We start from the raw sequence: 24213 nt of genomic DNA, 5'->3' as shown, positions 1-24213 counted from the left end.
CACCTCTCTTTCTAAGAAAACCTCTCCTTTAACTCCTCGAGGTCCCTGGTTATACCCAGAAGGACCATAAGCTTTATCCTGGCCTTCAAGCCGTTAAGCCTGCCTGCTGATATGACCCCTTCCCTTACAAGATAAAGACTCCCCCCCTCATACCCATATATCGGAACGATGTCAGAGCCTGAGCATCTGCTGGATAAAACCACCGGGATACCATTGCGAATCGCCTCTCTTATTGAAGGAACGAGAACGGGAGGAACATTTCCACATCCCATCGCTTCCAGAACTATACCCTTATAACCAGAAGAGATGAAAAGATCAAGCGTATCTGGATTCATGGAAAAGCAGGTCTTTACTAAAGCAACTTTCTCCTCAAGATCTTCGGTTTCATAGAACTCCCTTTTAAGGAGCTTCCTCCTAAACTCTACTCCTTTAGGCGTTATAACCCCTATGGGGCCAAAAGGCAAGGAGGAAAAAGCATCTACTCCAAAAGATTTAAGCTTAATAACCTCAACAGCTGAATGTACCTCATCGTTCATAACCACAAGCGCTCCTTGACCTATAGCATCGAAACAAGAAGCTACTCTAATTGCGTTAAATAGGTTTCTCTTAGCATCGCTTCCTATGAAGCGAGGAGGATACATAGCACCCGTAAAGACAACTGGTGCGGATCCGCCATAAAGCAAGTCAATCATATAGGATATCTCCTCAAGCGTATCTGTCCCCTGAACCACGACTATTCCATCAAAGCTCTGAGATAGCTCTCTAATCAGCTTAGCGAGATCAATGACATCCTTAACTCGAAGATGACTCGAAGGGACGGTTTTCCAATCCTTCACCTCAATCTCAGAAACGCCAGCGGGAAGAGGTAAATCAGCGAGAAGATCACTCCCCCTTAGGACCGGCATTAGCCCTTCTCCCTCAGTATCTTCCATAGATATCGTACCACCCGTGGTTATAACGGCAATCCTGCTTTCCCCTATCCTTGAACACCTCCTTTTTCAAAGAAATTTTAACATAGATATAGCTCTCTGTAAAATACCAATTGAAAGCTCACTCAAGCTAATTTATAATATGTTTTGAGGTGATAGCCCATGGAATTCACCATTAAGGAAGTAGATCTGCACAATCCTGAAGAGAGAAAAGAAATAAAGCGCTTTCTTGAAAAACTCGGCTTACAGCTTGAGGAGGGAGTAGAATATACATTAGCTTTAAAAAATTCAAGAGGAGAAATCGTTGGAACAGGTTCATTTGAAGGCAAGGTCCTAAAATGCATAGGGGTGGATCCTGACTATCAGGAAGCCGGACTGGCGGGAAAGATAGTCAGCACCCTTATAGAAGAGTTAAGGAATAGGGGAAGATTCCACTACTTCATCTTTACCTCGCCGGAGGGAGCAGAGAGATTCAAAGAGCTCGGATTCAGAGAATTAGCAAAAGGAGAGCCCCTCTTCGTGCTGCTTGAGGGCGGTATAGGTGGAATAGATGACTATATAAGCTACCTCAGAGAAAATAGAGTAGAGAACGTTAAAGATGCCTCTGGATGCGTAGTTAACTGCAATCCCTTCACCTTAGGACATCAACATCTCATAGAAACCGCAGCTTCCAGAAGCGAGTTTGTTTACATAATAGTGGTAGAAGAGGAACGATCGCTTTTTCCCTTTAAAGTTAGATATAAGCTGGTAAGAGAAGGAACTAAACATCTTAAAAACGTCAAAGTGCTTAAAGGTGGAGATTATGCAGTATCATCCGCTACCTTTCCCTCTTATTTTTTGAGAGGTAGAGAATCGCTGGAAATAGCCCTTTCACAAGCAAGACTCGATGTTTCCATATTCGCAAAATACATAGCCCCAGCGTTAGGAATAAGGAAGAGATTCGTTGCCGAGGAACCATACTGCCCAGTCACCGCGCAGTTTAATAAAGCCATGAAGGAAATTCTCCCCAAACATGGAATAGAGCTCATTGAGATTCCGAGGAGGAGAACCGAAAAAGGAGAAATTATAAGCGCATCCACAGTCAGAGACCTAATAAGAAAAGACGCATGGGAAGATATAAAAAGATTTGTTCCAATGACCACTTATGAGTTTCTCATCTCGGAAGAGGCAAAGCCGATCATAGAGAGAATCAAGAAAAGCAAAAGTAGGCACTAAAGAGGGAGGGATGGAGAAAAATGAGGGTGGCTCAAGCCGGAAGCCTGGAGTCGTGCGATGCGTTAATCACCGTCCGGGAGCAACCTGAGGGAAGCGGAGTAAAGATTAGCATTGAAGGGACGAGCAAGTATAGATTTGGCGAACACATAAGGAAGCTAATCGAGGAAGCGCTTTCTTCCCTCGGGGAAAAGGATATCGAAGTTCAGGTTCAAGACAACGGAGCTCTGGATCCAACTCTAAGGGCACGCCTGGAAACTGCGATTTTGAGGCTCAGGAGGGGAGAGGGAAAATGAGACTCAGAAGAACGATGATGTATGTTCCAGGCAATAATCCCGGACTCATGGGCTCCGCAGGAATATTTGGAGCAGATGGAATAATACTCGACCTTGAGGACTCGGTATCGATAAACGAAAAAGATGCAGCAAGGAACCTTGTTAAGCACTTTTTATTATCGCATGACTTCGGCAAATGCGAGGTCACGGTAAGAGTCAACCATATCGATACCCCGTACGGATTGGATGACTTGCGAGAAATAGTCCCATGTAAGCCGGATGGTATAAGAATGCCAAAGTGTGAATCAGCAGAGGAAATAAAAAGAATAGATGAGTTAATCAGCGAAATAGAGGAGAAAAATGGGATAGAAGTTGGAAGCGTTAAACTCTTCGCAATACTCGAGACGGCAAAGGGTGTATTTAACGCTTACGAGATAGCAACCGCATCGAAGAGGATAACCGCTTTAGTTTTCGGAGCAGAGGACTACACCGCATCTATGAGAACAAATAGAACCAAAAGTGGAGAGGAGCTATTTTATGCCCGCTCTCAGATAGTATTAGCCGCGAGAGTGGCTGGAGTCGACGCTCTCGATACCGTATTCCCCGATATAAACGATACTGAAGGACTAATTGAGGAAACTAAGCTTATAAAGCAACTTGGTTTCGATGGTAAATCGGTCATACATCCGAACCAAATAGAGCCAATACACCAAGTATTCACACCAGCTAAGGAAGAAGTAGAAAAAGCTCGCAGGATAATAAAAGCTTATAAGGAAGCAATGGAAAGAAAGAGTGGCGTTGTAGCTCTCGATGGAAGAATGATAGACGCTCCCGTCGTCGCAAGAGCAAAGAGAACACTCTTTTTAGCCGGAGAACTAACCGAGGAGGTGTAGAGCCTTGAGAAACGCCGTAGGAAGAGAAATCCCAGAGGAAATAAAAGGATATGGTAAGACTATTCCCTTTAAGGGAGTTGGAAAGCATATACCATCTGGAAGAAAGGCATCTCCCCCAAAGAAAGCCACCTATCCAACCCGGACATCAAAGGTGGTAAAATCCCTGGAGGATGTAATCAAAGCCGTTGAGCTCAAGGACGGGATGAGTATATCCTTCCATCACCATCTGAGGAACGGAGATAGAGTCGTTCTCCAAGTCGTTGAAGCAATAGATAAGCTTGGCATAAAGGATATAACCCTCGTCCCCACCGCTCTCTTCCCCACACATAGAGAGCTCGAAAAGTATATCAGGAAGGGAACAATTTCAAGGATCTACGGTAATATAAATGGTCCCCTCGGAAGAGCCATCTCAAAAGGGGTAATGGAATACCCTGTAGTATTCAGAAGTCATGGAGGAAGAGCGAGAGCCATAGAAGACGGAGATCTTCACATAGATGTCGCCTTTATAGCGGCTCCCGCAGCCGACCATTACGGGAACTTAAACGGCGTTATGGGTCCCTCGAGCTGCGGATCTCTCGGGTACGCGTTCACGGACGCAATGTTTGCTGACCAAGTAGTAGCAATAACGGATAATCTCGTGGACTTTCCCCTCACCCCAATCTCTATACCCCAGATATATGTCGACTATGTCGTTGAGGTTGAGCATCTTGGTGACCCCAAGGGGATAGTATCGGGAACGACGCGAATAACGCGAGATCCCATGAGATTGAAGATAGCAAAGAACGCCGCCGACCTTATAGAAGCGTCAGGGCTGCTCAAGGATGGCTTTTCCTTCCAAACGGGAGCAGGAGGCATATCCTTGGCGGTAGCACGCTTTGTAAGAGAAAAAATGATCGAGAAAAAGATAAAAGGAAGTTTTGGTCTGGGAGGAATAACGAGCTACTTTGTAAAGATGCTCGAAGATGGTGTTTTCAAGACCTTATTTGACGTCCAGTGCTTTGACCTCGAGGCGGTTAGATCCCTTCTCAGAAATAATGAACATGTTGAAATCTCAGCAAGCTTTTATGCGAATCCGCATAACGCTGGATGCCTGGTGAATAAGCTCGATTGCGTTATACTCGGCGCGACTGAAATAGACCCAAGCTTTAACGTCAATGTCAATACCGAAGTAGACGGCGCCTTGACGCACGGCACGGGCGGGCACTCCGACACCGCAGCCGGTTCAAAGCTAACCATCATAGTAAGCCCGCTCATAAGGGGAAGGATTCCCACGGTGGTCGAAAAGGTCCTGACAGTCACCACTCCCGGCGAGACCATAGATGCCTTCGTGTGTGAATATGGAGTTGCCATAAATCCTAAAAGACAAGACCTTTTAAATAGAGCAAAGGAGGCAAAACTTCCTATAGTGTCGATAGAGGAACTACTCGATAAGGCAATAAAGCTCGTCGGAAAGCCCGAGCCTTTAAGACTCAAAGATCAGATCATAGGAGTTATAGAGTACAGAGACGGAACGGTCATAGATGTAGTTTACGGAATAGAAGATGAATCTTGAGGAGGTTTTAAAAACAAGAGAGGAAAAGTGGAAAAACGCCCTTAAGATAGCACTACGAAGTAAAGGAAGCGCAATAAGCGTTACCCTTAACTCGCCTGGTGAAACTAAAAGGGACCCTGAAACTTTTAAGGCACTGGCACTAATTGTAAGCGATGTCCTGCTCGCTCTCGAGCGAGCAGGAATAGCTTTCAATGAAATTCTCTTTAAAAATGAAGGAGCGTATCCATATTTTGTAGCTGGCGTGCGAGGTGATCCAACGCGGGTCAAGAAAATAACCATAGAGCTGGAGGAAAAACACCCCATAGGAAGACTCCTTGACATTGATGTGTTGAAAGCGGATGGAAGCAAAATCTCGCGTAGAGACCTCGGCTTAGAGGAAAGAAAATGCTTCTTATGTGACCTATCATGGATAGAGTGTAGAAGAAACAAAAAACATTCCAAAGAAGAGCTAAAGAAGTTTTATAGGAAAGCTTTAAAAAGCTTCCTAAGAGGGTGTGAAAGTAAGTGAGGAAAGCGCTATCCTTAAGCATAGTTGTAATCGGAGGTATTATAGTCTTAATAACCATTCCCATAATACTGATACCAGTTCTGTCATCGATAAGAGACACGGTATATTCCGCGGAAGAGAGACTTATAAACGCCATCTTAAACAGTACCATAAGACTCATAGATCTGCAGTTTGAAAACCTATACCAGGAAAAACAATCAAGGCTAATGGAAATACACAAGGATCTGAAAAGCTTTACTCTATCAGCCGTAGCGCTCATAAAGAAGGTGAGAGGGAAAATAAACAAGGAAAGAGCCATTCAAAACCTTAGGAATATAAAGCTCTTTATATATGATGAAACTGGAAAAAAGATTCTCGGGGGGAAAAGCATCTTTCCCCCCGAGCTTATAAAGAAGGGTATCAAAAGCGCCAAGATCTCTGGAGAAACCTTTATGCAGTTTAGGAGCGAGGGGCATCCATATCTTCTCTATTTCAAGCACTACCCCAAAATGGGATGGATAGCAATGTCTACCTACTCCTTGGAGAGGCTCGAGGAAGATTTCAAGGTAAGATACTATCAATCTATTTTCAACTTGAGAAATGCCCTAAAGGGCATAAAACTTGAGAAAACCGGATATATCGCAATCCTCTCTGAAGACGGCAAGATACTCCTTCATCCAAATCCAAAGCTCGAGGGTAAAAAGATTCCACCAGAACCTGAAAGAGGGAGATCCATGTTGAATCTTATTAAGGAAGCAGCAAAGAAAAAGAAGCACGTTTTCAGTTATCTCTGGTATTCCCCCGATGGGAAAAGCATCGTAAGGAAACTTGGCTTTGTGAGATATTACAGGCCTTTGAAATGGTATGTATTAGCCACAGTGTATGAGGAAGATGTCAGGGAAAAAATCAGAAGAATGAATACCGTCGTGGGAACGATCGTCGGAGCGGGAGCTCTGCTCAGCTTATTACTCGCTGCTCTCTTAACACACCGCTTAAGAAGGGAAGTGAGTTTTCTTCTTTTAACATGGGAAACCGCTCAGGTGGGAATAGCGATATGCTCTGGCGATGGACACACTATAACGAGCGTAAATCGCTCCTTCTCAGAGCTTACAGGAAAGAAAGAAGAGGAACTCATCGGGAGATCCATAAGCGATCTTATACACCCAGAGGATAGACCTATCTTCTCGAAATATATCGCTAACGTTAGAAGGGGAACCCAAGAAGACTGCCAAATTAGGTTCAGAAAGGAAACGGGCGAAAATATACACGTAATTTTGAAGTCATCGATGTGCAGCGAAAAGAGGGTCTTTCTTCACTCATTTATAGATATAAGCGAGATAATAGAGCTTCAGATGCAGCTTGAAAGAGCAAATGAAGTTTTGCAAAAGCTATCCTCAAGGGACCATCTAACCGGAGCTTTTAACAGAAGAACTCTTGACACGGATCTCGCAGAAAAGCTCGAGGAAGCAAGGGTAAGAGAGGAGCATATTTCAATAATAATGCTCGATATCGACCACTTCAAGAGGATAAACGATACCTATGGTCATCAGGTTGGAGATTATATTCTTAAAAGCTTAGTAAGGTTGATTCATTCCAAGCTAAGATCCGAAGATACCATCTACAGATATGGTGGAGAGGAATTCGTCATAATACTTCCAGGTGCCAGTAAGAAGAATGCTATAAAAGTGGCAGAGCGCTTAAGAAAAGAAATAGAGAGCTTCCCCTTTACATACAGAAAGGAAGAACCACCTCTCAGAATAAATATAACCTGTAGCTTTGGCGTTGCCACTTTCCCAGAAGATGGAGCTACGCCGGAGGAGCTTCTAAAAAGAGCTGACAAAGCCCTCTACAGGGCAAAGGAAGGTGGGAGAAATAGAGTCGAAATCGCTTGAGCTAAAACCCATAGGCATGGTTAAAAACGCTTTTGATTCCCCCACCCTGCCTGAAGAGATAGCGAGGCATCCCTCTACCATATTTATATTTCCTCAATTTCTCAAGGGATTGAGCGGATTAAAAAAGGGGGACGTGCTTTTGATCCTCTTTGTCTTTCACAAAGCTAAAGGATATCGTCTCAAGGTCCATCCTAAGGGAGATCCGAGAAATCCCGAAAGAGGTGTTTTTTTAACATGTAGCCCTTATAGACCTAATCCCATAGGCGTATCGGTGGTCAGAGTAATCGAAACGCGAGAGAAAGAACTCGATGTTATCGGTTTGGATGCCCTCAATGGTTCGCCAATAATAGATATTAAGCCTGCTTTACCTATACTAAATCTCCTTAAGGAGATGATGAAAGATGAAAAGAACCCCCCTTTATGAGAGACATCTTAATCTCGGGGGAAAGATGATAGAGTTCAGTGGTTGGGAAATGCCCGTTCAATACGAGGGCATAATATCTGAACACTTAGAGGTTAGAAATGGGGTCGGAGTCTTCGACATAAGTCATATGGGTGAGATAGAGATAACTGGAAAAAGAGCGAAAGATGCCATTCTCAAAATCACTCCCGTTCACGCAAATAAGCTCACTCCATGCCGAGCTTCCTACTCCTTTCTTCTCAACGAGAATGGAGGGATAGTCGATGACCTGATAATATATTCACTTCATGAAGAAAGATTTCTACTCGTGGTAAATGCAGGCAACATAGAAAAGGATTTTAACTGGATAAAGGAGCTCATCACAAATGAAGCAGAGGTTATGAACCGATCGGAAGAAATATCTGCCATATCGATTCAGGGTCCGAAATCTGGCAGGATATTTGAAAAGCTCTTTGGATTTGCCTTAAGCGAGCTTAAATATTACTCCTTTCGTGAAGGATTAGAGACAAAAAGCGGAGCGAGCACTATACTCGTCTCGAGAACGGGATATACCGGAGAGATCGGCTTTGAAGTTTATACGGATAACAACCATATCCTAAGGATCTGGGATGAAGTGATCGAGCTTGGAGCGAAACCCTGCGGGCTGGGAGCGAGAGATAGCCTAAGGATGGAAGCGGGCATGCCTCTTTATGGACACGAGCTTAACGAAGAGACCACACCGATTGAGGCAAGTCTGGAAAAGTTCATCGACTTAGGCAGAGATTTCATTGGAAGAAACGGACTAATAACAAGAAAGCCTGAAAAGAGGCTAATCGGTGTCAAGCTTCTTGAAAAAGGGGTTCCTCGCCCAGGTCAAAAGGTGTTTTGCGAAGGTGAAGAAATCGGATATATAACAAGTGGAGGATATTCTCCTTCCTTAAGGGAATATATAGGAATGGCTTATATAAAGCCTAATATAAAGGAGAGGAATCTGGAAGTAGAAATTAGGGGAAAAAGGAAGAAAGCCACGGTTGTGAATCTTCCATTTTATAAAAGGAGGCGAGTGTAATGATTCCAAAAGAGCTTAAATACTCAAGCGAACACGAGTGGATAAGGGTGGAAGGGAACATAGGAACCGTTGGAATAACCTCGTACGCGCAGGAACAGCTCGGCGATATAGTCTTCGTCGAACTACCCGAGACGGGCAAAGAGGTCAACAAGATGGAAGCCGTCGCTGTTGTTGAATCCGTTAAGGCAGCCTCCGATATATACACTCCCGTTAGCGGGAGGATAACCGAGGTAAACGAGGAGCTTAACGACTCTCCAAGCCTGATAAACGAAGATCCATACGGAAAGGGGTGGATATTCAGGATAGAGCTCCGGGATCCGAGAGAGCTCGATGAGCTTCTCTCCGCGGAAGAGTATGAGAAGCTCACCAAGGAGGAATAGCAACCATGCCTTTTATCCCTCATACTTCCGAAGATGAAAGGGAGATTCTCAAGCACCTGGGAATCAAGAGAAAAGAGGAGCTTTTCTCGCATATCCCAGATGAGATTAAACTCAGGAGAGACTTGCTTCTCCCCCCTCCTCTATCGGAACTGGAGATAGAAAAAGAGCTTATTAAGATAGCTTCGCTAAACCGCACCGTTCGGGACTACGTATCCTTTCTCGGCGGTGGAAGCTACGACCACTGGATACCTGCCACCGTTGAGGCCCTGCTATCACGAGGAGAGATATTCTCCCCATATACCCCTTATCAACCAGAAGCGAGTCAGGGAACCTTAACCATGTTATTCGAATACCAAACAATGATGTGTGAGCTCTTCCAGATGGAGGTATCCAACGCATCCGTATACGATGGAGCAACAGCATTAGCCGAAGCATGTCTTATGGCTCTTAGAATAACGAAAAGGGACAAGGTGCTTTTATCATCCGCCATACATCCTGAGTACAGAAAGGTCGTCCGCGCATATATGGAAAGCGCCGGATTTGGAGTAGAAGAACTAAGCTTTGATCAAAAGGGGAGAACAAACTTAAACGAGCTTGAAAGCAAAAACCTTAGTGAATTTGGAGCAATTGCGATCCAAACCCCCAACTTTTTCGGAGTCATAGAGGATATAAATGCCTTTAAAAACCTGAAAAAGGACGGAGCTCTACTTATAGCCTGCGTAGCTGAACCCCTTTCGCTCGGAGTAATAGCACCACCAGGAAGCTATGGAGCCGATATAGCGGTTGGGGAGGGAGGCTCACTCGGAATGCACCTAAGCTTCGGCGGTCCCTATCTTGGCATATTCACGAGCAGAATGAAGTATCTGAGGAACATGCCAGGTAGAATAGTAGGCGAAACGATAGACAGAGAGGGTAAGAGAGGATTCGTGCTCACTCTCGCAACGCGTGAGCAGCACATAAGAAGAGCGAAAGCTACATCAAATATCTGTACAAATCACAATATGTGTGCCATAGCCGCTACCATATATTTAGCCTCCCTTGGTAAAAGGGGCTTCAAAAAAGTATCAGAAATAAATCTGAAAAAGACTCACTTTCTTGCGAAGGAAATCGCAAAAAGAGGCTTCGAGCTCCTATTCCCCTCTCCTTTCTTCAACGAGTTTGCTATTAGGATTAAAAACCCAGAAAAGGTTATTGAAAGAGGACTCAATGAGGGATTTATAGCGGGCTTGTCACTTGGAAAGTTCTACGCAGAGCTTAAAGATGCTCTTCTCATAACCGTTACGGAGATGCACTCACTTAACGATCTGTCTCGCTTTGCGAGCTTTCTGGAGGGAATGAAAGATGGTTGAGAAACTTATATTTGAGCTTGGAAAAAGGGGAAGGACTGGCTCATCCATTCCAAGGGATGAGCTCGAGAAAATCAGTCTCAAAGAGCTTTTAGAAGAAGACCTCCTAAGAGAGAACGATCCTAAGCTACCCGAGGTTAGCGAAATCGAGATCATAAGACACTATACTAAGCTCTCCCAGCTTAACTTCTGTGTTGATACGAACTTCTATCCACTGGGTTCTTGTACGATGAAATACAATCCGAGAATATGCGAAAAGCTCGCTTCCTTAGATGGTTTTAAAAACCTACATCCATACGAACCAGAAGAGCTTGTTCAAGGAGCTTTAAAAATCATGTACGAGCTCGGCAAGTATCTGTGCGAAATAGGAGGATTCGATGCCATTACACTTCAGCCCTCCGCTGGAGCTCACGGAGAATTAACCGGCCTTCTTATGATAGGAGCGTACCACAGACACAGAGGTGAAAAGCGAACCAAGGTGATAATACCAGATTCAGCACATGGAACGAATCCCGCCTCATGCACCTTAGCAGGATTCAAGGCTATAGAGATAAAGTCAGGGGAAGATGGCTGCATAGACATAGAAACCTTAAAAAAGCACCTTGATGAAAGCACAGCGGCAGTCATGATCACAAATCCCAACACGCTCGGGATATTTGAGGAGAAGATTGCTCAGATAGCAGAGTTAACCCACTCCGTCGGAGCTCTACTTTACGGGGACGGAGCGAACCTTAACGCGCTCATGGGGATATCCCGACCCGGGGATATGGGATTCGACGTTCTACATTTTAATCTCCATAAAACCTTCAGTACTCCACATGGAGGGGGCGGTCCTGGTTCTGGTCCAGTGGCGGTAAAAAAGGAGCTAGAGCCCTTCTTACCCATTCCAGTTATAGTAGAAGAAAATGGTCGCTATCGTCTTGACTATGACAGACCTCTATCCATAGGGAAAATCAAGGCATTCTATGGAAATTTCTCCGTTATGTTGAAAGCTTATGTTTATATAAGAATGATGGGGAGCAAAGGGCTCAAAGAAGCATCCGAAAAGGCAGTACTTAACGCCAACTACGTTATAAGCAGATTAAAAGGAGCTTTTGAGCTCCCCTATGATAAACAGCCAATGCACGAGGGGGTCTTATCTGGAAAGAGATTCAAAAAATTCGGGGTTAAAACTATAGATATAGCAAAGAGACTTCTTGATTACGGCTTTCATCCACCTACTGTATACTTCCCACTTATAGTAGAAGAAGCCATAATGATCGAGCCCACTGAAACCGAAACCAAGGAAACCCTTGATGAGTTTATAAGCGCAATGCTCCAAATAGCAAAGGAGGCTGAGGAAAACCCATCTCTTCTCAAGGAAGCCCCACACAAAACGCCCGTAAGGAGACTCGATGAGGTAAAGGCAGCGCGGAATCCCGTTTTAAGATGGATAAAAAGCGAGGGGGATCAGTGAAGGATCCCCCTCGCTTTTTTACGCGTAAACTTTAGCTTCCTCCTCACCCCTGAGAACTCTCAGAGCACCCAGCGCAAGCGCTTTCATCTCATCCTCACCAGGATAAACCATAACAGGAGCAATAAACGAGACTCTCTCTCTTATCCAACCAACCACCCTCTGACTATAAGCAACTCCCCCAGTTAAAACTATAGCATCTATCTCTCCGGCAAGGACCGATGCCATCTTTCCTATCCATCTTGAAACCTGATAAGCCATACCTTTAAGAACAAGCTCAGCAAATTCGTCGCCTGAGTCTATTCTCCTTTCAACCTCCATAACGCTGTTCGTTCCAAGGTAAGCAACAAGTCCACCATTTCCAACGATGCGCTTAAGAAGCGATGGAAGATCAAATGCACCTTTATTAAGAAGATCTAACACTCCCAAAATCGGTAAGGTAGGCGCCCGCTCAGGTGTAAACGGCCCCTCACAGTTTAAGGCACTATTAACATCCACTATTCTCCCTCTTCTGTGAGCGGCAACAGATATACCACCACCCATGTGAGCGATAACAAGGTTCACCTCTTCATACCTTTTTCCGATATCCCCAGCAGCTCTTCTCGCAACCGCCCTTTGATTCAAAGCATGAAGTATGCTTCTTCTCTCAAAACCTTTCAATCCCGAGACTCTGGCTAAATCCTGAAGCTCGTCGACAACCACAGGGTCAACTATATAAGCGGGACAACCAGCCTCGCTTGCTATTTCATGAGCGAGAATAGCACCGAGATTAGACGCATGCTCACCATATCTGGCGTTTTTAAGGTCATCTAAGATAGCTTCATTCACGAGATAGGTCCCGCCCGGTATAGGCTTAAGCAAACCTCCTCTTCCAACGACCGCTTTGAGCGAAGAAAGATTTATCCCATTCTCCCCAAGAAATTGAAGTATTATCTCTTTCCTGAAAAGATACTGATCTATTATCCTCTCATATCGTGAAAGCTCCTCCTTGGAGTGCCTCAGAGTTTCAGAAACAAGCTCCCTCTCTCCATCAAATACCGCAACCTTGGTTGAGGTAGAGCCCGGATTAATGACGAGTATCAGCATCTCTACATGGCACAAACGGCTGCTAACGCTATCGAGAGGAGCTTAGCTTCAGCGCTATCAGCTCTCGAGGTTAAAACGATTGGTACCTTTGCCCCCATAACCACGCTTGCACTTCTCGCTCCCGCTATAAATATGAGTCCTTTATAAAGAACGTTCCCCGCATCTATATCTGGGAGAACTATGATGTCCGCTTTACCCGCAACGGGACTCTCTATCTTCTTATGCTTAGCTGCTTCCTCAGAAACCGCGTTATCGAGGGCAAACGGCCCATCCACTATACAACCTTTTATCTGCCTGCGCTGATTCATCTTAGCGAGAAGAGCAGCATCAAGTGTCGCAGGTATCTTAGGATTAACGACCTCAACCGCGCTGACTATCGCCACCTTTGGTTCCTCATAGCCAAGTTTATGCATCACATCAACAGCATTATGAATCAAATCGACCTTCTGCTCAAGCTCCGGAGCTATAACTATTCCCGGATCGGTTATAGCAAAGACCCTCGGATAGGTAGGAAGCTCAAAAAGGGAAACCATCGAAAGCACCCTACCCGTTCTTAACCCCTTTTCTTTATCGAGAACCGCTCTGGCTATCTCAGCCGTTTGAAGATACCCTTTCATTAAAAAGTCACACTTTCCCTCTCTAACGAGCTCAACCGCCTTATAAGCAGATTCCATACTACTTGAGGTATTATGTATCTCATATTTAGAGACATCAATACCGAGCTCCCCCGCGACTCTCTCAATCGCGGACTTCGATCCCACCAAAACCGCTTCCACTATTCCCTTCTCGTGAGCCTCATTAACCGCCTCCAAAACATGAGCATCCTCAGCGGCAGCTACCGCAAGTCTCATACCCTTACCACGTGCCATATCTAAGAGATCAAGCAAACTTTTTAACAATTAAACCACCTCCATCTCTATTATTTTCATTTTAAGTGGCTCTATCCTCCTCCTGAGCATATCCCAAAAATCACGATTCTTCAACAGCCTTCCGAAACAAACGATCGCGTCAACTTCTCCTGAAAGCGCAGTACACATAGCCCATATTTCTTTATTCATTTGATAAGCCATTGCCTCAACTATAAAAGAATCCATTTTAAGAGCTTCATCAAGGTTATCCGTTGAGAGATAGGAATAAAGTCCCCCCTCCACTAAAAGTTTTTTCCTCCAGCTATCTGGATCAGAAACGGCAGCCTTTGCGATTTCAGCTGTGGGAAGTTCCCCACAGGTTCTTAAGGAAAAAGCCCCAAGCTCGGTAGAAGAAACGCAATCAACAATCTCCCCATAGTCGACCGCACATACAAAAAAGGGATCATCGAGGTTAACGAGAATATACCTCCCCTCATTGAGACTACCATAGACGCGAGCGATAACGGGCATTAAAGAATCATCTATCTCCCTCTCTATCTCTGGTATGCCAGATAAAGACGTCACTCCCTTAAGCTTCAAGACCTCCCCCTCCCTCAAATTTTTCTATAAACGCTCTCTTAAATTCCGGGAAGTACCCTCCTTTTATCGCCTCACGAGCTTTCCTCACAAGATCAACCAAAAGATATATATTATGATAAGACGCCAACCGCGCTGCAAGTATCTCTCCAGCTTTGTAAAGATGCCTAAGATAAGCACGTGAGTAGTTTCTACAAACATAACAGTCGCACTCTGGATCCGGTGGAGAAAAATCCCCCTTCCACGACTCGCTCCTTATATGCTCCTTACCCCTGTGTGTAAAGATGGTGCCCGTTCTACCGTTTCTCGTAGGCAAAACGCAGTCGAACATATCTATCCCTCTCTCAATGGCTTCAAGAAGACTTGAGGGATACCCAACTCCCATTAAATAGCGAGGTTTATCCTCCGGAAGAAGAGGAATCACTACATCAAGCATCTCATACATGACGGTTTTTGGCTCCCCCACGCTTAAGCCACCTATAGCATATCCATCAAAACCTATCTCAACGGTTCTTAAAGCGCTCTCTTTTCTCAAATCGGGATAAACGCTCCCTTGAACTATCCCAAACAAAAACTGATCCTCCCTCTTTTTGGCATTCTTACATCTTAAAGCCCATCTTAATGTCCTCTCCATAGCTTCCTTAGCATAGGAATAAGAAACGGGATAGGATACACACTCATCGAAGCAAACTATAAAATCTGCCCCCAGCGCCTCTTCTATCTCTATCACCCTCTCCGGCGTGAAAAAGTGATAAGAGCCATCAAGATGGGAGCGAAAGCGCACGCCCTCATCGCTTATCTCCCTGAGGTCAGTCAGGCTAAATACCTGAAAACCTCCCGAATCGGTTAATATAGGGTGAGGCCAGCTCATGAAGGAGTGAAGCCCTCCCGCTTTTCTTATAAGCTCATGCCCAGGCCTTAGATAAAGATGATAGGCATTGGAGAGTATAATGCTCACTCCTATTTCCTCAAGCTCTCTTCTCTCCATAGCCTTCACGGTAGCCTGAGTTCCCACAGGCATGAAAACAGGCGTTTCCACAACACCGTGAGGCGTCTCTATAAGAGCAACCCTCGCTGAAGTATAAGGACAACGATGCATAATTCTAAAGGAAAACGCTTTCATTTCCGCATCCTCCTTTAAATTTATTATAGCACATATAGATCATCCTTGACTTGAGTAGGAGAATTGGTGTAAACTTAATTTACGGTTCTATATATCAGGTTCAATATATCATAGGTAAGGGGGGAACGTGGTATGGGAAAAGGAATAGCGGTCTTCTTTGGATTTGTAATACCTTGGGTAGCCTACGCAGTTATATCCCCCTTCTTCAACTTCTTCGATGTTAAAACCAAAAGTCCTCTTATATTAGGAATGCCACCACTGATGTTTTGGGACACTCTATGGATAATCTTAACGCCGATCTGTCTGCTTATAGCCTATAACATCGAGAAGAAGGGGTGGTCATGATGTCCCACGCAACTATATCCTTAATCATCATATTCTCGTGGATAATCCTAACGCTCGTCGTAGGAGTATTAGCGGGTGTTAAGAGAAAGTTTACGCTCGATGGATACCTCGTTTCCGGAAGATCCTTAAGCTTCATATTTCTATACGTCTTATTAGCAGGAGAGATATACAGCGCTTATGCTTTCTTAGGCGTCGGAGGATGGGGATACTCCTTCGGAATGCCCATAATGTATGCACTTGGCTATGGAACCATGGCTTACGCCTTCGGTTACTTCTTCGCCGAATATGTATGGAGAGCTGGGAAGAAATTCGGCTTCGTCACACAAGCAGATCTATTCAGAAAGAGATATGACAGTAAGTTTCTTGCGGTACTGGTAGCTCTCATAGGTATAGTTTTTAATGTACCGTACCTTCAGCTTCAGCTTCAGGGGCTCGGCTATATACTCAATGTGACATCGCTTGGCTCAATATCGGTTAATACCGGAATAGTCGTCGGAATGCTTATAATGCTCGTCTACGTCTACACGAGCGGATTGAGAGGAATAGCTTGGACGAACCTTATGCAGTCGATTATGATGTTCGTAATAGCGTGGGTAATTTTATTCTCGATACCCTTCATAAAGTTCGGTGGAGTTGGAGAGATGATGAAAAAGCTCGCCGAGGTGAAGCCCTCTCACCTCATCCTATCGGGTAAGATGGGAATCAACTGGTATGTTTCCACCATGGTGCTTTGTGGTCTGGGCTTCTTCATGTATCCGCAGATGTGGCCCTCCATCTATAGCTCAAAGGATATAAGAGCGTTAAAGAGAACCTATATTTTCCTACCCTTATTCTCTCTCTTCATGATACCGGTCTTCCTTGCCGGTATATCCGTCGTCACCGCGGGAATAAAGCTTTCAAGAGCCGACGCTGCGGTTCTTGAAGCGGTAAAGCTCGCATATCCAGACTGGGTCCTTGGGATAGTTGGAGCAGCGGGCTTTGCAGCAGCGGCCTCAACCGCAAGCGCTATAATACTGACTCTGGCAGGGCTTTTATCCAAAAATCTATACGGAATGCTTAAGGAAAACGCCTCTGATAAGGAGCTCGTCATGGCAAGCAGAATATCGGTGCTTATTTTTGGACTCACGGCAATGTTCCTCGCCCTTTACGCGGGAGGAAGGCTCGTTGCGCTTCTACTTCTTGCCTACTCGGGTATAACCCAAATGTTCCCAGGAGCGTTCCTCGGACTCTTCTTCAAGAAATTCAATAAAGTTGCGGTCGGAGCGGGAATAATAGCAGGACTTATAACCATTACATATCTAAAGTTCTTCGGTCCTGGAAATCTTTATGGTATACACTTTGGTCTATGGGGACTGGCGGTAAATCTCGTGGTAACTTTCGCAGTAGCTTCCGTAATGAAAGAAGACGAAAACTTCAAACCCTTTAAGGAGGGACTTGAATCGGTTAAGGTTTAATCATCTAATAGAGAAGCTTCCTCCCGGGGGTAGCTCCGGAGCTACCCCCGGGAGTTTTTTTTAAAGATGTTGACTAATTCTTCAATATCAATTACACTTTAAGCTAATTAAGCTAATATCATGATAAAGAGGAAGGGAGGGAAACAAATATTGCGAATAGGCGTATTGATAAAGCAGGTTCCCGCTACCGATAAGGTTAAAATCGACGAAAAAACGGGAACGATGCTGAGAACAGAAACGGAAGGGGTAATCAACCCCCTCGATCTATACGCAGTTGAGGAAGCTTTAAGAACGAAAGAGAGATTCTTCCCCAACGCCGAGATAACGGTTTTATCCATGGGACCTATGATGGCTATCGAAACCGTTAAAGAAGCGATATCTATGGGATGCGACAAGGGATACCTCCTCTCCGACGTTAAATTCGCTGGAGCTGACACCTTAGCTACGGCTTACGCTCTCTCCTCAGCAATTAGAAAGCTTGGTGGTTTTAACCTCATCTTCTGCGGGGAACGCGCAACGGATGGGGAAACCGGGCAAGTTGGGCCCAGCGTTGCAGCTCAACTTGACCTTCCCATAATAACCTATGTAAGCAAGATAGAAAAGATAGAAGATGGGAAACTGATAGCTCACAGAGCAATAGAGGGAGGACACGAAATAGTGGAATCCCCCCTACCGGTAGTTCTAAGCGTTGTGAAAGAAATAAATGAGCCGAGGCTCCCCACCCTGAGCGGAAAGAAAAGGGCTCGAAGACTGGAAATACCCGTACTTAAAGCGGATGACATCGAAGTTGACGAGAGCAAAATAGGTTTAAATGGTTCTCCTACAAGGGTCGTTAAGATATTCTATCCCAAGATAGCACGAGAGGGAGAAATCATCTACGCAGACGACCCAGAAAAGGCTGTAGAACGGCTTTTAGACTTTCTCAGAAAAAGAGATATCATTTAGGGAGGGATTCCTCAATGAAAGAGAAAAGCGTATGGACTCTCGGAGAGTATAGAGATGGTAAGATTCACACGGTATCGTATGAGCTCCTCGCATGGGGAAGATCCTTAGCCGATAAGCTAAATGGGGAGCTCACCTGCGTAATATTGGGTAAAAATCTCAAGGATCAGATTAAAGAGCTAATATACAGAGGTGCAGATCATGTGATCCTCGTTGATGACCCACGCCTTGAGCATCTTGAAGTCGACCCCTTTGTGAAGATACTCAGCTCGCTCGTTAGAGAATATGAACCCGAGATCTTTATAGCCTCAGCTACCACAATAGGAAGAACAGTAATGCCAGTTTTAGCCGCAACGCTCTCAACTGGCTTAACTGCTGACTGCACTGGTCTTGATATAGAAGAGGAAACTGGGCTTCTCCTACAGACCAGACCAGCCATAGGTGGAAATGTAATGGCAACCATAAAGACTCCTGATCACAAACCGCAGATGGCAACCGTCAGACCCAAATCTAAAAGACCCCTCCCAAGAGATGAAAGCAGGAAGGGCAAGCTAACAGAAAGAAGCTTCCCCGATAGCTACTTTGCCTCGAGGGTAAGAAGAATATCATTTATACCGGACGAGAGTGCGGAGATTCCCATCCAAGACGCTGATATAGTTATATCAGGCGGGAAGGGCTTAAAAGATGAAAAGAATTTCTCGCTTCTGTTCAAGCTCGCAGAGCTTCTAAACGGAGCGGTAGGAGCTTCAAGAACCGCGGTCGACAATGGATGGATACCCTACTCACACCAAGTAGGTTTAAGTGGGAAAACAGTAAGCCCCAGGCTCTACATGGCTTTGGGAATCTCAGGAGCAGTTCAGCATCTTGCCGGAATGTCATCCTCTGAAACCATCGTCGCCATAAATACCGATCCCGAAGCAAACATATTCAAGGTTGCAGATTTCGGAATCGTTGGAGATCTGTTTGATATAGTCCCCCTTCTCATCGAAAAGCTCGAAAAGGAAAGGGGTGGAAGATCTTGAAATATGGAAAGATAACTAAGGAAATCGTCGAGAAGCTGAGAGAGATATGTGGAGAAAACGATGTAATTTATGAAGACAAGGAAAGGCTCGAAAGCTACGCTTGCGATGAATCTGGAAAGCCTTTCTGCAGGATGCCAGATGTCGTTGTTAAGCCGGAAAGTGCAGAAGAAGTTTCAAAAATAATGAAGCTGGCGAATGAATACCTCATACCCGTCACCCCTCGAGGCGCAGGGAGCGGAGTCGCAGGAGCGGCTATACCTCTACATGGAGGCATATTGATGTCAATGGAGAAGATGAACAGAATACTTGAAATTGACAAGGTAAACCGCGTGGCAGTGGTTGAACCAGGAGTCGTAACCAACGACCTTTGCAAAAAGGTAGCAGAAGAGGGGCTTTACTATGCAGGATATCCTATGAGCGTAGCAACGAGCTTTATTGGAGGAAACGTTGCTACAAACGCTGGAGGAAGTAAAGTTGTAAAATATGGAAGCACGCGAAAGCACGTACTTGGAGTCGAGGTCGTTCTTCCAACGGGAGAGATAATCCAGCTCGGAGGAAAGAGAAGAAAAGAAACATGGGGCTATGATCTCTTAGATCTTCTTATAGGCTCCGAGGGAACCCTGGGAATCTTTACAAAGATAATCCTAAATCTAATGCCATCCCCTGGAAAGGTAGCGGATCTCCTGGTACCCTTTGACAGCGTAGAGAGAGCTATTGATGCAGTTGCCAACATAGTGGTTGCTGCAAAAACGCTTCCCGTAGCGGTAGAGCTAATGGATAAGATTTCTGTGGATATAACTACCTGGTATCTCAATACATCTCTTCCTTTACAGGAAAAAGCTGGAGCCTATCTTATAGTTCAGCTTGAGGCAAGCTCTCAGAGAGAGCTTGAAGATATCTATGAAAGAGCAGGAGACGCATGTTTGGAGAGCGGCGCGCTTGAAGTCTTCGTTGCGGATAACCCAATAACATCTGAAAGTATATGGAGGATAAGAAGAGAATATACCGAAGCCTTAAGAGCGAAAGACCCATATGTCTCACTTAGCGGAGATATGGTGGTTCCGTCATCTGAGATTCCCAAGATGATGAAAAAGCTAAATGAGATAGCTAAAAAATACAACGTGGAAGTAGCAACCGCCGCACATATAGCCGATGGGAACCTTCATCCAGCACTGTTTAAGCCAGAAGGCGTTTCTCTCGAAGAGTGGGCTGAGCTGTCCGAAAAGATATTTGAAGAGATCATAGCGGAAGCGGTAAAACTGGGAGGGGTTGGAAGCGGAGAGCATGGCGTTGGCTTTCTTAAGAAAAATGCGCACCTCAATACAAGAACCCCAAAAGAGATAGACCTTATGAGGGGAATAAAGAAGCTTTTCGATCCCAACATGGTCCTCAACCCGGGCAAGATAATATAATTGGAAGGTCTGGGGGATACCATATGTCCCCTCAACGATTCTTGTAGCTATAGTTATATTCCTCATCGTTATTTTCGGAGCAGATACGGTAAGGGCTTCTTCATCTCTCGCATCTGTAATAGTTTACAAGTTTATAATAGGAATGCTCGCCATATATGGATCCGCAATTTATAAGAACTTCCCCAACTTTCAAGGGTAATCCAGACAGCTCACCCGCCAGGAGGTTTTTGGAGGGGGCTATGGAACGCCATTGTATATCCGGGCTACCTGGAAATCTTCCAACATATATAGTAGCCTTCCTCATATTGCTCGCGGTTATCTCAACGGGCGTTACCTTAGTCTACGGCGGGGCAAAAAGGGTCGTTGACTTCTGGGTGGAGAAAATAGGCGCTGGTAAAGGAATAGATACCAAAGAAAGATCAAAATATATCATTGTAACAGGTATATACGTTATAGTAACCTGGGCGATAGCATTAGCTGGCTTAATTCCTCTAATAGCTAAAGGATATGGAACGGTAGGGTACTTAGCCAACCATTTATAATTATCCCCGTCCTCTATAAAGGGTTCAGGCATGGAAGAGAATGGGAGAAAAAAGCAGAAAGTCCGGAGGCTTAAGCCTCCGGACTTTAACTATAACAAGATACGGAGTATAATTAAGAAGGTGATCTAAAATGGTTGAGTATCCCAAGGAATACGATGTCATAGTTGTAGGAGGAGGACACGCAGGGTGTGAGGCTGCACTGGCATCCGCGAGGATGGGATGTCAAACTCTGCTTCTGACCCTTTATTTAGACAGCATAGCCTTGATGGCGTGTAATCCATCTATAGGCGGTCCTGGAAAAGGACATTTGGCCAGAGAGATAGATGCCCTTGGAGGAGAGATGAGTAGAAACATCGATGAAACGATGATCCACATAAGGATATTAAACGAAAGCAAAGGACCTGCGGTTCAGGCTTATAGAGCCCAGGCTGACAAAAGAGAATATCACCTCAGGATGAAGCAAGTGCTTGAAAGACAGAAAAACCTGGATCTAAAGCAGGGAATGGTAGAAGAAATCGTCGTTAAGGATGGAAAAGTCGTCGGCGTGGGATTAAGAAACGGATGGTTCTTTAAGGGAAAGTGCGTAATAATCGCAACGGGGGTTTACCTGAGAGGACTGGTCCACATCGGCTTAGTTCACTTCGAAAGCGGTCCCCTTGGAGAAACAGCAGCTTGGAAACTCTCGGAGTCATTGAAGAAAATAGGTATAAAGCTTGGAAGGCTGAAGACCGGAACATGCGCGCGCGTAGATGGAAAAACCATAGATTTCTCAAGTCTCACTCCGCAACCATCAGCCGATGAACCGCTTTCTTTTTCCTTCAGATCTCAAAAGAGGATCTGCAGAGGATACTTCTGCTGGATGACGAGGACCAACGAGAAAACGCATGAGATAATAAGAAACTCGCTTAACAGGTCTCCACTCTTCACGGGCGTAATAGAGGGAAGAGGACCGAGATACTGCCCCTCAATAGAAGACAGGGTCGTTAGATTCCCAGATAGAAGCTCTCACACGGTTTTCTTAGAACCCGAGGGAAGAAGAACCTGCGAGTTTTATCTCCAAAACTTCTCAACGAGTCTCCCCATAGATACCCAGATAAAAATGGTTCGAAGCCTGCCAGGTCTTGAAAAAGCGGAAATCATGAGACCCGGATACGCCATAGAGTATGATTTCGCCTATCCTACTCAGCTTAAGCCCTCCCTTGAAACCAAAGAGATAGAAGGGCTGTTTTTAGCGGGACAGATAAACGGAACATCAGGTTATGAAGAAGCGGCAGCTCAAGGACTAATAGCGGGAATAAACGCGGTTCGCAAGATAAGGGGAGAAAAACCGCTTATCTTAAGCAGAGCGGAAGCCTATATAGGCGTCTTGATAGATGACCTCGTAACAAAAGGCACAGAAGAGCCCTACAGAATACTGACATCAAGAGCAGAATACAGGCTCCTATTGAGGCAGGATAACGCGGATTTTCGCCTGCTTCAATACGGCTACGAATCGGGACTCATAAGAAAGGACGAGTATGAACGCTTTCTTCTAAAAAAGAAAAGAATCAGAGAAGAGATAGAGAGATTAAACATCGTTAAAATATCACCGACCGACAAGGTAAACGAAATTTTGCGTTTCTTAGGAAGCTCACCGATAAATAAACCGGTAACTTTAGCCCAGCTTCTTAAAAGACCAGAAATAAAGATTGAAAACCTTAAAGAAATAGATCCTTCCTGGAATGGCAGTTTATCGTTTGAAGAAAGGAAGGAAGTAGAAATAGATATAAAGTATGAGGGATACATAAAGCGCCAACTCTCGCTCGTTGAGCAGTTTAAGAGAATGGAAAACAGGAAAATTCCTCCCGATATAAACTACGACGATATTCCAGGACTCTCAAACGAGGGAAGAGAGAAACTTAAAAAGATAAGACCGATATCGATAGGTCAGGCTTCCAGGATTTCAGGGGTAAGTCCCGCAGATATTTCATTATTAACCATTTATCTCTCCTCAAGGGAAAGAAGCTCATCCTGAGACAGCCCCAGCTTAAGCTTTTTCCCCTGAAAGCTTTCTCGCCTGACGAGCTCCTCCTCTACCCGTCTTATAACCTCGCTCTTGCGTAAAACCCATTCAGGGGCTAAAAGCTCCTCCCTTGATGTCTCACCCGTTAATCTATGAACCACGATATCAATCGATAAGTGCTCGAGAAAGGAAGCGCACATATCCACATACTCATTAAGCTCAAGAGGCTTATACTTTCCGCTTATAACCATTTTCTCAAGTGGTGTCCCCCTAACCACATAGAGAGGGTGTATCTTAACGCCATCAACCCTAAGCGCTGAAAGAATTCTCGCGGTTTCAATAGCATCATCCTTCCCCTCCCCCGGAAGGCCAAGGATAACATGAGCGCAAACTTTTATCCCCCATTTCTTGCACCTTAAAACCGCATCTATAAACTCAGCAAGCGTGTGCCCCCTATTTATGAGCTTGAGCGTCTTATAGCTTATGCTCTGAAGACCAAGCTCTACCCAGAGCTCATCGACGAGAACTTTCAGCGAGGAATAAGCAGCTGGAAAAGGATCTGGGACGCAATCGGGGCGCGTTCCAACCGACAAACCAATCGGAGTAAAAAAATTACTTGCTTCCCTTAAAGCTTCGCGATATATCCGCATGTTCTTCCACAAGGGGGCGTATGTATTTGTGAAGGCTTGGAAGTAAAGCATAAAGAGATTAGTCTTGTATCTCTTGCTTAAAAACTTATAAGCTCTCTCTATCTGCTCTCTTAAGGTTAAGATCCCATATTCCCCTCGACCGCTACCCTTCTCATCGCAGAATATACAACCGCCCCTGCTTAACCTACCATCCCTATTAGGGCAATAGAAACCGGCATCTAAGGTTATCTTCTGAACTCTCTTCCCATACTTGCGCCTAAAGTATTCGTTAAGCGAGTTATATCTCCTCTTCACGAACGGTT

The 24213-nt window shown here is 44.9% G+C and carries 24 protein-coding genes; 18 read left to right on the top strand and 6 right to left on the bottom strand.

The window, feature by feature from the left end:
* Window positions 1-11: 11 nt before the first annotated feature.
* On the bottom strand, window positions 12-932 hold the full coding sequence (locus J7M13_05350) for an asparaginase (protein ID MCD6363410.1): 921 nt from the start codon (window positions 930-932) through the stop codon (window positions 12-14).
* A 159-nt stretch (window positions 933-1091) separates the two neighbouring features.
* Between J7M13_05350 and citC the strand changes: the two genes are divergently transcribed.
* The 11 genes from citC to gcvPB are packed head-to-tail and all read left to right on the top strand — an operon-like array spanning window position 1092 to window position 11891.
* Window positions 1092-2144, top strand: a complete 1053-nt coding sequence (gene citC / locus J7M13_05345) for a [citrate (pro-3S)-lyase] ligase (GenBank protein ID MCD6363409.1) — start codon at window positions 1092-1094, stop codon at window positions 2142-2144.
* A 20-nt stretch (window positions 2145-2164) separates the two neighbouring features.
* Window positions 2165-2437 carry a citrate lyase acyl carrier protein gene (citD, locus tag J7M13_05340; protein MCD6363408.1) on the top strand — a complete coding sequence of 91 codons (273 nt, stop codon included), beginning with the start codon at window positions 2165-2167 and terminating at the stop codon, window positions 2435-2437.
* Window positions 2434-3309, top strand: a complete 876-nt coding sequence (locus tag J7M13_05335) for an HpcH/HpaI aldolase/citrate lyase family protein (protein MCD6363407.1) — start codon at window positions 2434-2436, stop codon at window positions 3307-3309. Before citD ends, J7M13_05335 begins: the two co-directional genes overlap by 4 nt.
* 4 nt (window positions 3310-3313) lie before the next feature.
* Window positions 3314-4861, top strand: coding sequence for a citrate lyase subunit alpha (gene citF, locus J7M13_05330; GenBank protein MCD6363406.1), 1548 nt, complete (start codon window positions 3314-3316; stop codon window positions 4859-4861).
* The gene (gene citX / locus J7M13_05325) at window positions 4851-5369 is read left to right on the top strand and encodes a citrate lyase holo-[acyl-carrier protein] synthase (protein ID MCD6363405.1); all 519 of its coding nucleotides are present in this window, start codon (window positions 4851-4853) and stop codon (window positions 5367-5369) included. Before citF ends, citX begins: the two co-directional genes overlap by 11 nt.
* Window positions 5366-7240 (top strand): diguanylate cyclase, encoded by a 1875-nt coding sequence (locus J7M13_05320; protein MCD6363404.1) that lies wholly within the window; start codon window positions 5366-5368, stop codon window positions 7238-7240. The genes citX and J7M13_05320 overlap by 4 nt, the downstream gene beginning before the upstream one ends.
* On the top strand, window positions 7212-7664 hold the full coding sequence (tsaA, locus tag J7M13_05315) for a tRNA (N6-threonylcarbamoyladenosine(37)-N6)-methyltransferase TrmO (GenBank protein ID MCD6363403.1): 453 nt from the start codon (window positions 7212-7214) through the stop codon (window positions 7662-7664). The genes J7M13_05320 and tsaA overlap by 29 nt, the downstream gene beginning before the upstream one ends.
* Complete coding sequence (gene gcvT / locus J7M13_05310) at window positions 7642-8709, top strand: glycine cleavage system aminomethyltransferase GcvT (GenBank protein ID MCD6363402.1); 1068 nt, start codon at window positions 7642-7644, stop codon at window positions 8707-8709. The genes tsaA and gcvT overlap by 23 nt, the downstream gene beginning before the upstream one ends.
* Window positions 8709-9089, top strand: a complete 381-nt coding sequence (gcvH, locus tag J7M13_05305; protein ID MCD6363401.1) for a glycine cleavage system protein GcvH — start codon at window positions 8709-8711, stop codon at window positions 9087-9089. The genes gcvT and gcvH overlap by 1 nt, the downstream gene beginning before the upstream one ends.
* A gap of 5 nt (window positions 9090-9094) precedes the next feature.
* Window positions 9095-10438 carry an aminomethyl-transferring glycine dehydrogenase subunit GcvPA gene (gene gcvPA, locus J7M13_05300; GenBank protein ID MCD6363400.1) on the top strand — a complete coding sequence of 448 codons (1344 nt, stop codon included), beginning with the start codon at window positions 9095-9097 and terminating at the stop codon, window positions 10436-10438.
* Window positions 10431-11891: an aminomethyl-transferring glycine dehydrogenase subunit GcvPB gene (gcvPB, locus tag J7M13_05295; GenBank protein ID MCD6363399.1), complete on the top strand. Its 1461-nt coding sequence runs from the start codon at window positions 10431-10433 to the stop codon at window positions 11889-11891. Before gcvPA ends, gcvPB begins: the two co-directional genes overlap by 8 nt.
* 18 nt (window positions 11892-11909) lie before the next feature.
* On the opposite strand, the gene buk is transcribed toward gcvPB, so the two are convergent.
* Genes buk through tgt form a run of 4 tightly spaced genes read right to left on the bottom strand, consistent with a single transcriptional unit; the run spans window position 11910 to window position 15542 of the window.
* On the bottom strand, window positions 11910-12974 hold the full coding sequence (buk, locus tag J7M13_05290; protein ID MCD6363398.1) for a butyrate kinase: 1065 nt from the start codon (window positions 12972-12974) through the stop codon (window positions 11910-11912).
* Between the two features lie 2 nt (window positions 12975-12976).
* Window positions 12977-13873: a phosphate butyryltransferase gene (locus J7M13_05285; GenBank protein MCD6363397.1), complete on the bottom strand. Its 897-nt coding sequence runs from the start codon at window positions 13871-13873 to the stop codon at window positions 12977-12979.
* Window positions 13874-14422 (bottom strand): DUF1464 family protein, encoded by a 549-nt coding sequence (locus J7M13_05280; GenBank protein MCD6363396.1) that lies wholly within the window; start codon window positions 14420-14422, stop codon window positions 13874-13876.
* The gene (tgt, locus tag J7M13_05275) at window positions 14412-15542 is read right to left on the bottom strand and encodes a tRNA guanosine(34) transglycosylase Tgt (GenBank protein ID MCD6363395.1); all 1131 of its coding nucleotides are present in this window, start codon (window positions 15540-15542) and stop codon (window positions 14412-14414) included. The genes J7M13_05280 and tgt overlap by 11 nt, the downstream gene beginning before the upstream one ends.
* A gap of 132 nt (window positions 15543-15674) precedes the next feature.
* Here tgt and J7M13_05270 point away from each other — a divergent pair, with 132 nt between their 5' ends.
* From J7M13_05270 to mnmG, 7 genes are all read left to right on the top strand, one after another.
* Window positions 15675-15887 carry a hypothetical protein gene (locus J7M13_05270; protein MCD6363394.1) on the top strand — a complete coding sequence of 71 codons (213 nt, stop codon included), beginning with the start codon at window positions 15675-15677 and terminating at the stop codon, window positions 15885-15887.
* Complete coding sequence (locus J7M13_05265; protein MCD6363393.1) at window positions 15887-17341, top strand: sodium:solute symporter family protein; 1455 nt, start codon at window positions 15887-15889, stop codon at window positions 17339-17341. The genes J7M13_05270 and J7M13_05265 overlap by 1 nt, the downstream gene beginning before the upstream one ends.
* Window positions 17342-17491: 150 nt before the next feature.
* Complete coding sequence (locus J7M13_05260) at window positions 17492-18286, top strand: electron transfer flavoprotein subunit beta/FixA family protein (protein MCD6363392.1); 795 nt, start codon at window positions 17492-17494, stop codon at window positions 18284-18286.
* Window positions 18287-18300: 14 nt separating this feature from the next.
* On the top strand, window positions 18301-19305 hold the full coding sequence (locus J7M13_05255) for an electron transfer flavoprotein subunit alpha/FixB family protein (GenBank protein ID MCD6363391.1): 1005 nt from the start codon (window positions 18301-18303) through the stop codon (window positions 19303-19305).
* A complete protein-coding gene (locus tag J7M13_05250; GenBank protein MCD6363390.1) occupies window positions 19299-20717 on the top strand; it encodes an FAD-binding oxidoreductase in 1419 nt (472 codons plus the stop codon). Before J7M13_05255 ends, J7M13_05250 begins: the two co-directional genes overlap by 7 nt.
* Before the next feature lie 239 nt (window positions 20718-20956).
* Window positions 20957-21259 (top strand): hypothetical protein, encoded by a 303-nt coding sequence (locus J7M13_05245; protein ID MCD6363389.1) that lies wholly within the window; start codon window positions 20957-20959, stop codon window positions 21257-21259.
* Window positions 21260-21389: 130 nt separating this feature from the next.
* A complete protein-coding gene (gene mnmG / locus J7M13_05240; protein ID MCD6363388.1) occupies window positions 21390-23273 on the top strand; it encodes a tRNA uridine-5-carboxymethylaminomethyl(34) synthesis enzyme MnmG in 1884 nt (627 codons plus the stop codon).
* Here mnmG and J7M13_05235 read toward each other — a convergent pair.
* The coding region (locus J7M13_05235) for a TIGR01212 family radical SAM protein (protein ID MCD6363387.1) at window positions 23240-24213 on the bottom strand (974 nt) is incomplete at its 5' end. The two genes, mnmG and J7M13_05235, sit on opposite strands and share 34 nt — an antisense overlap.

This window comes from Synergistota bacterium (genome assembly GCA_021159885.1).
Classification (GTDB): Bacteria; Synergistota; GBS-1; order GBS-1; family GBS-1; genus AUK310.
The sequence above is the reverse complement of the archived record's forward strand: the minus strand, read 5'-3'. Positions and strand labels throughout refer to the sequence as shown.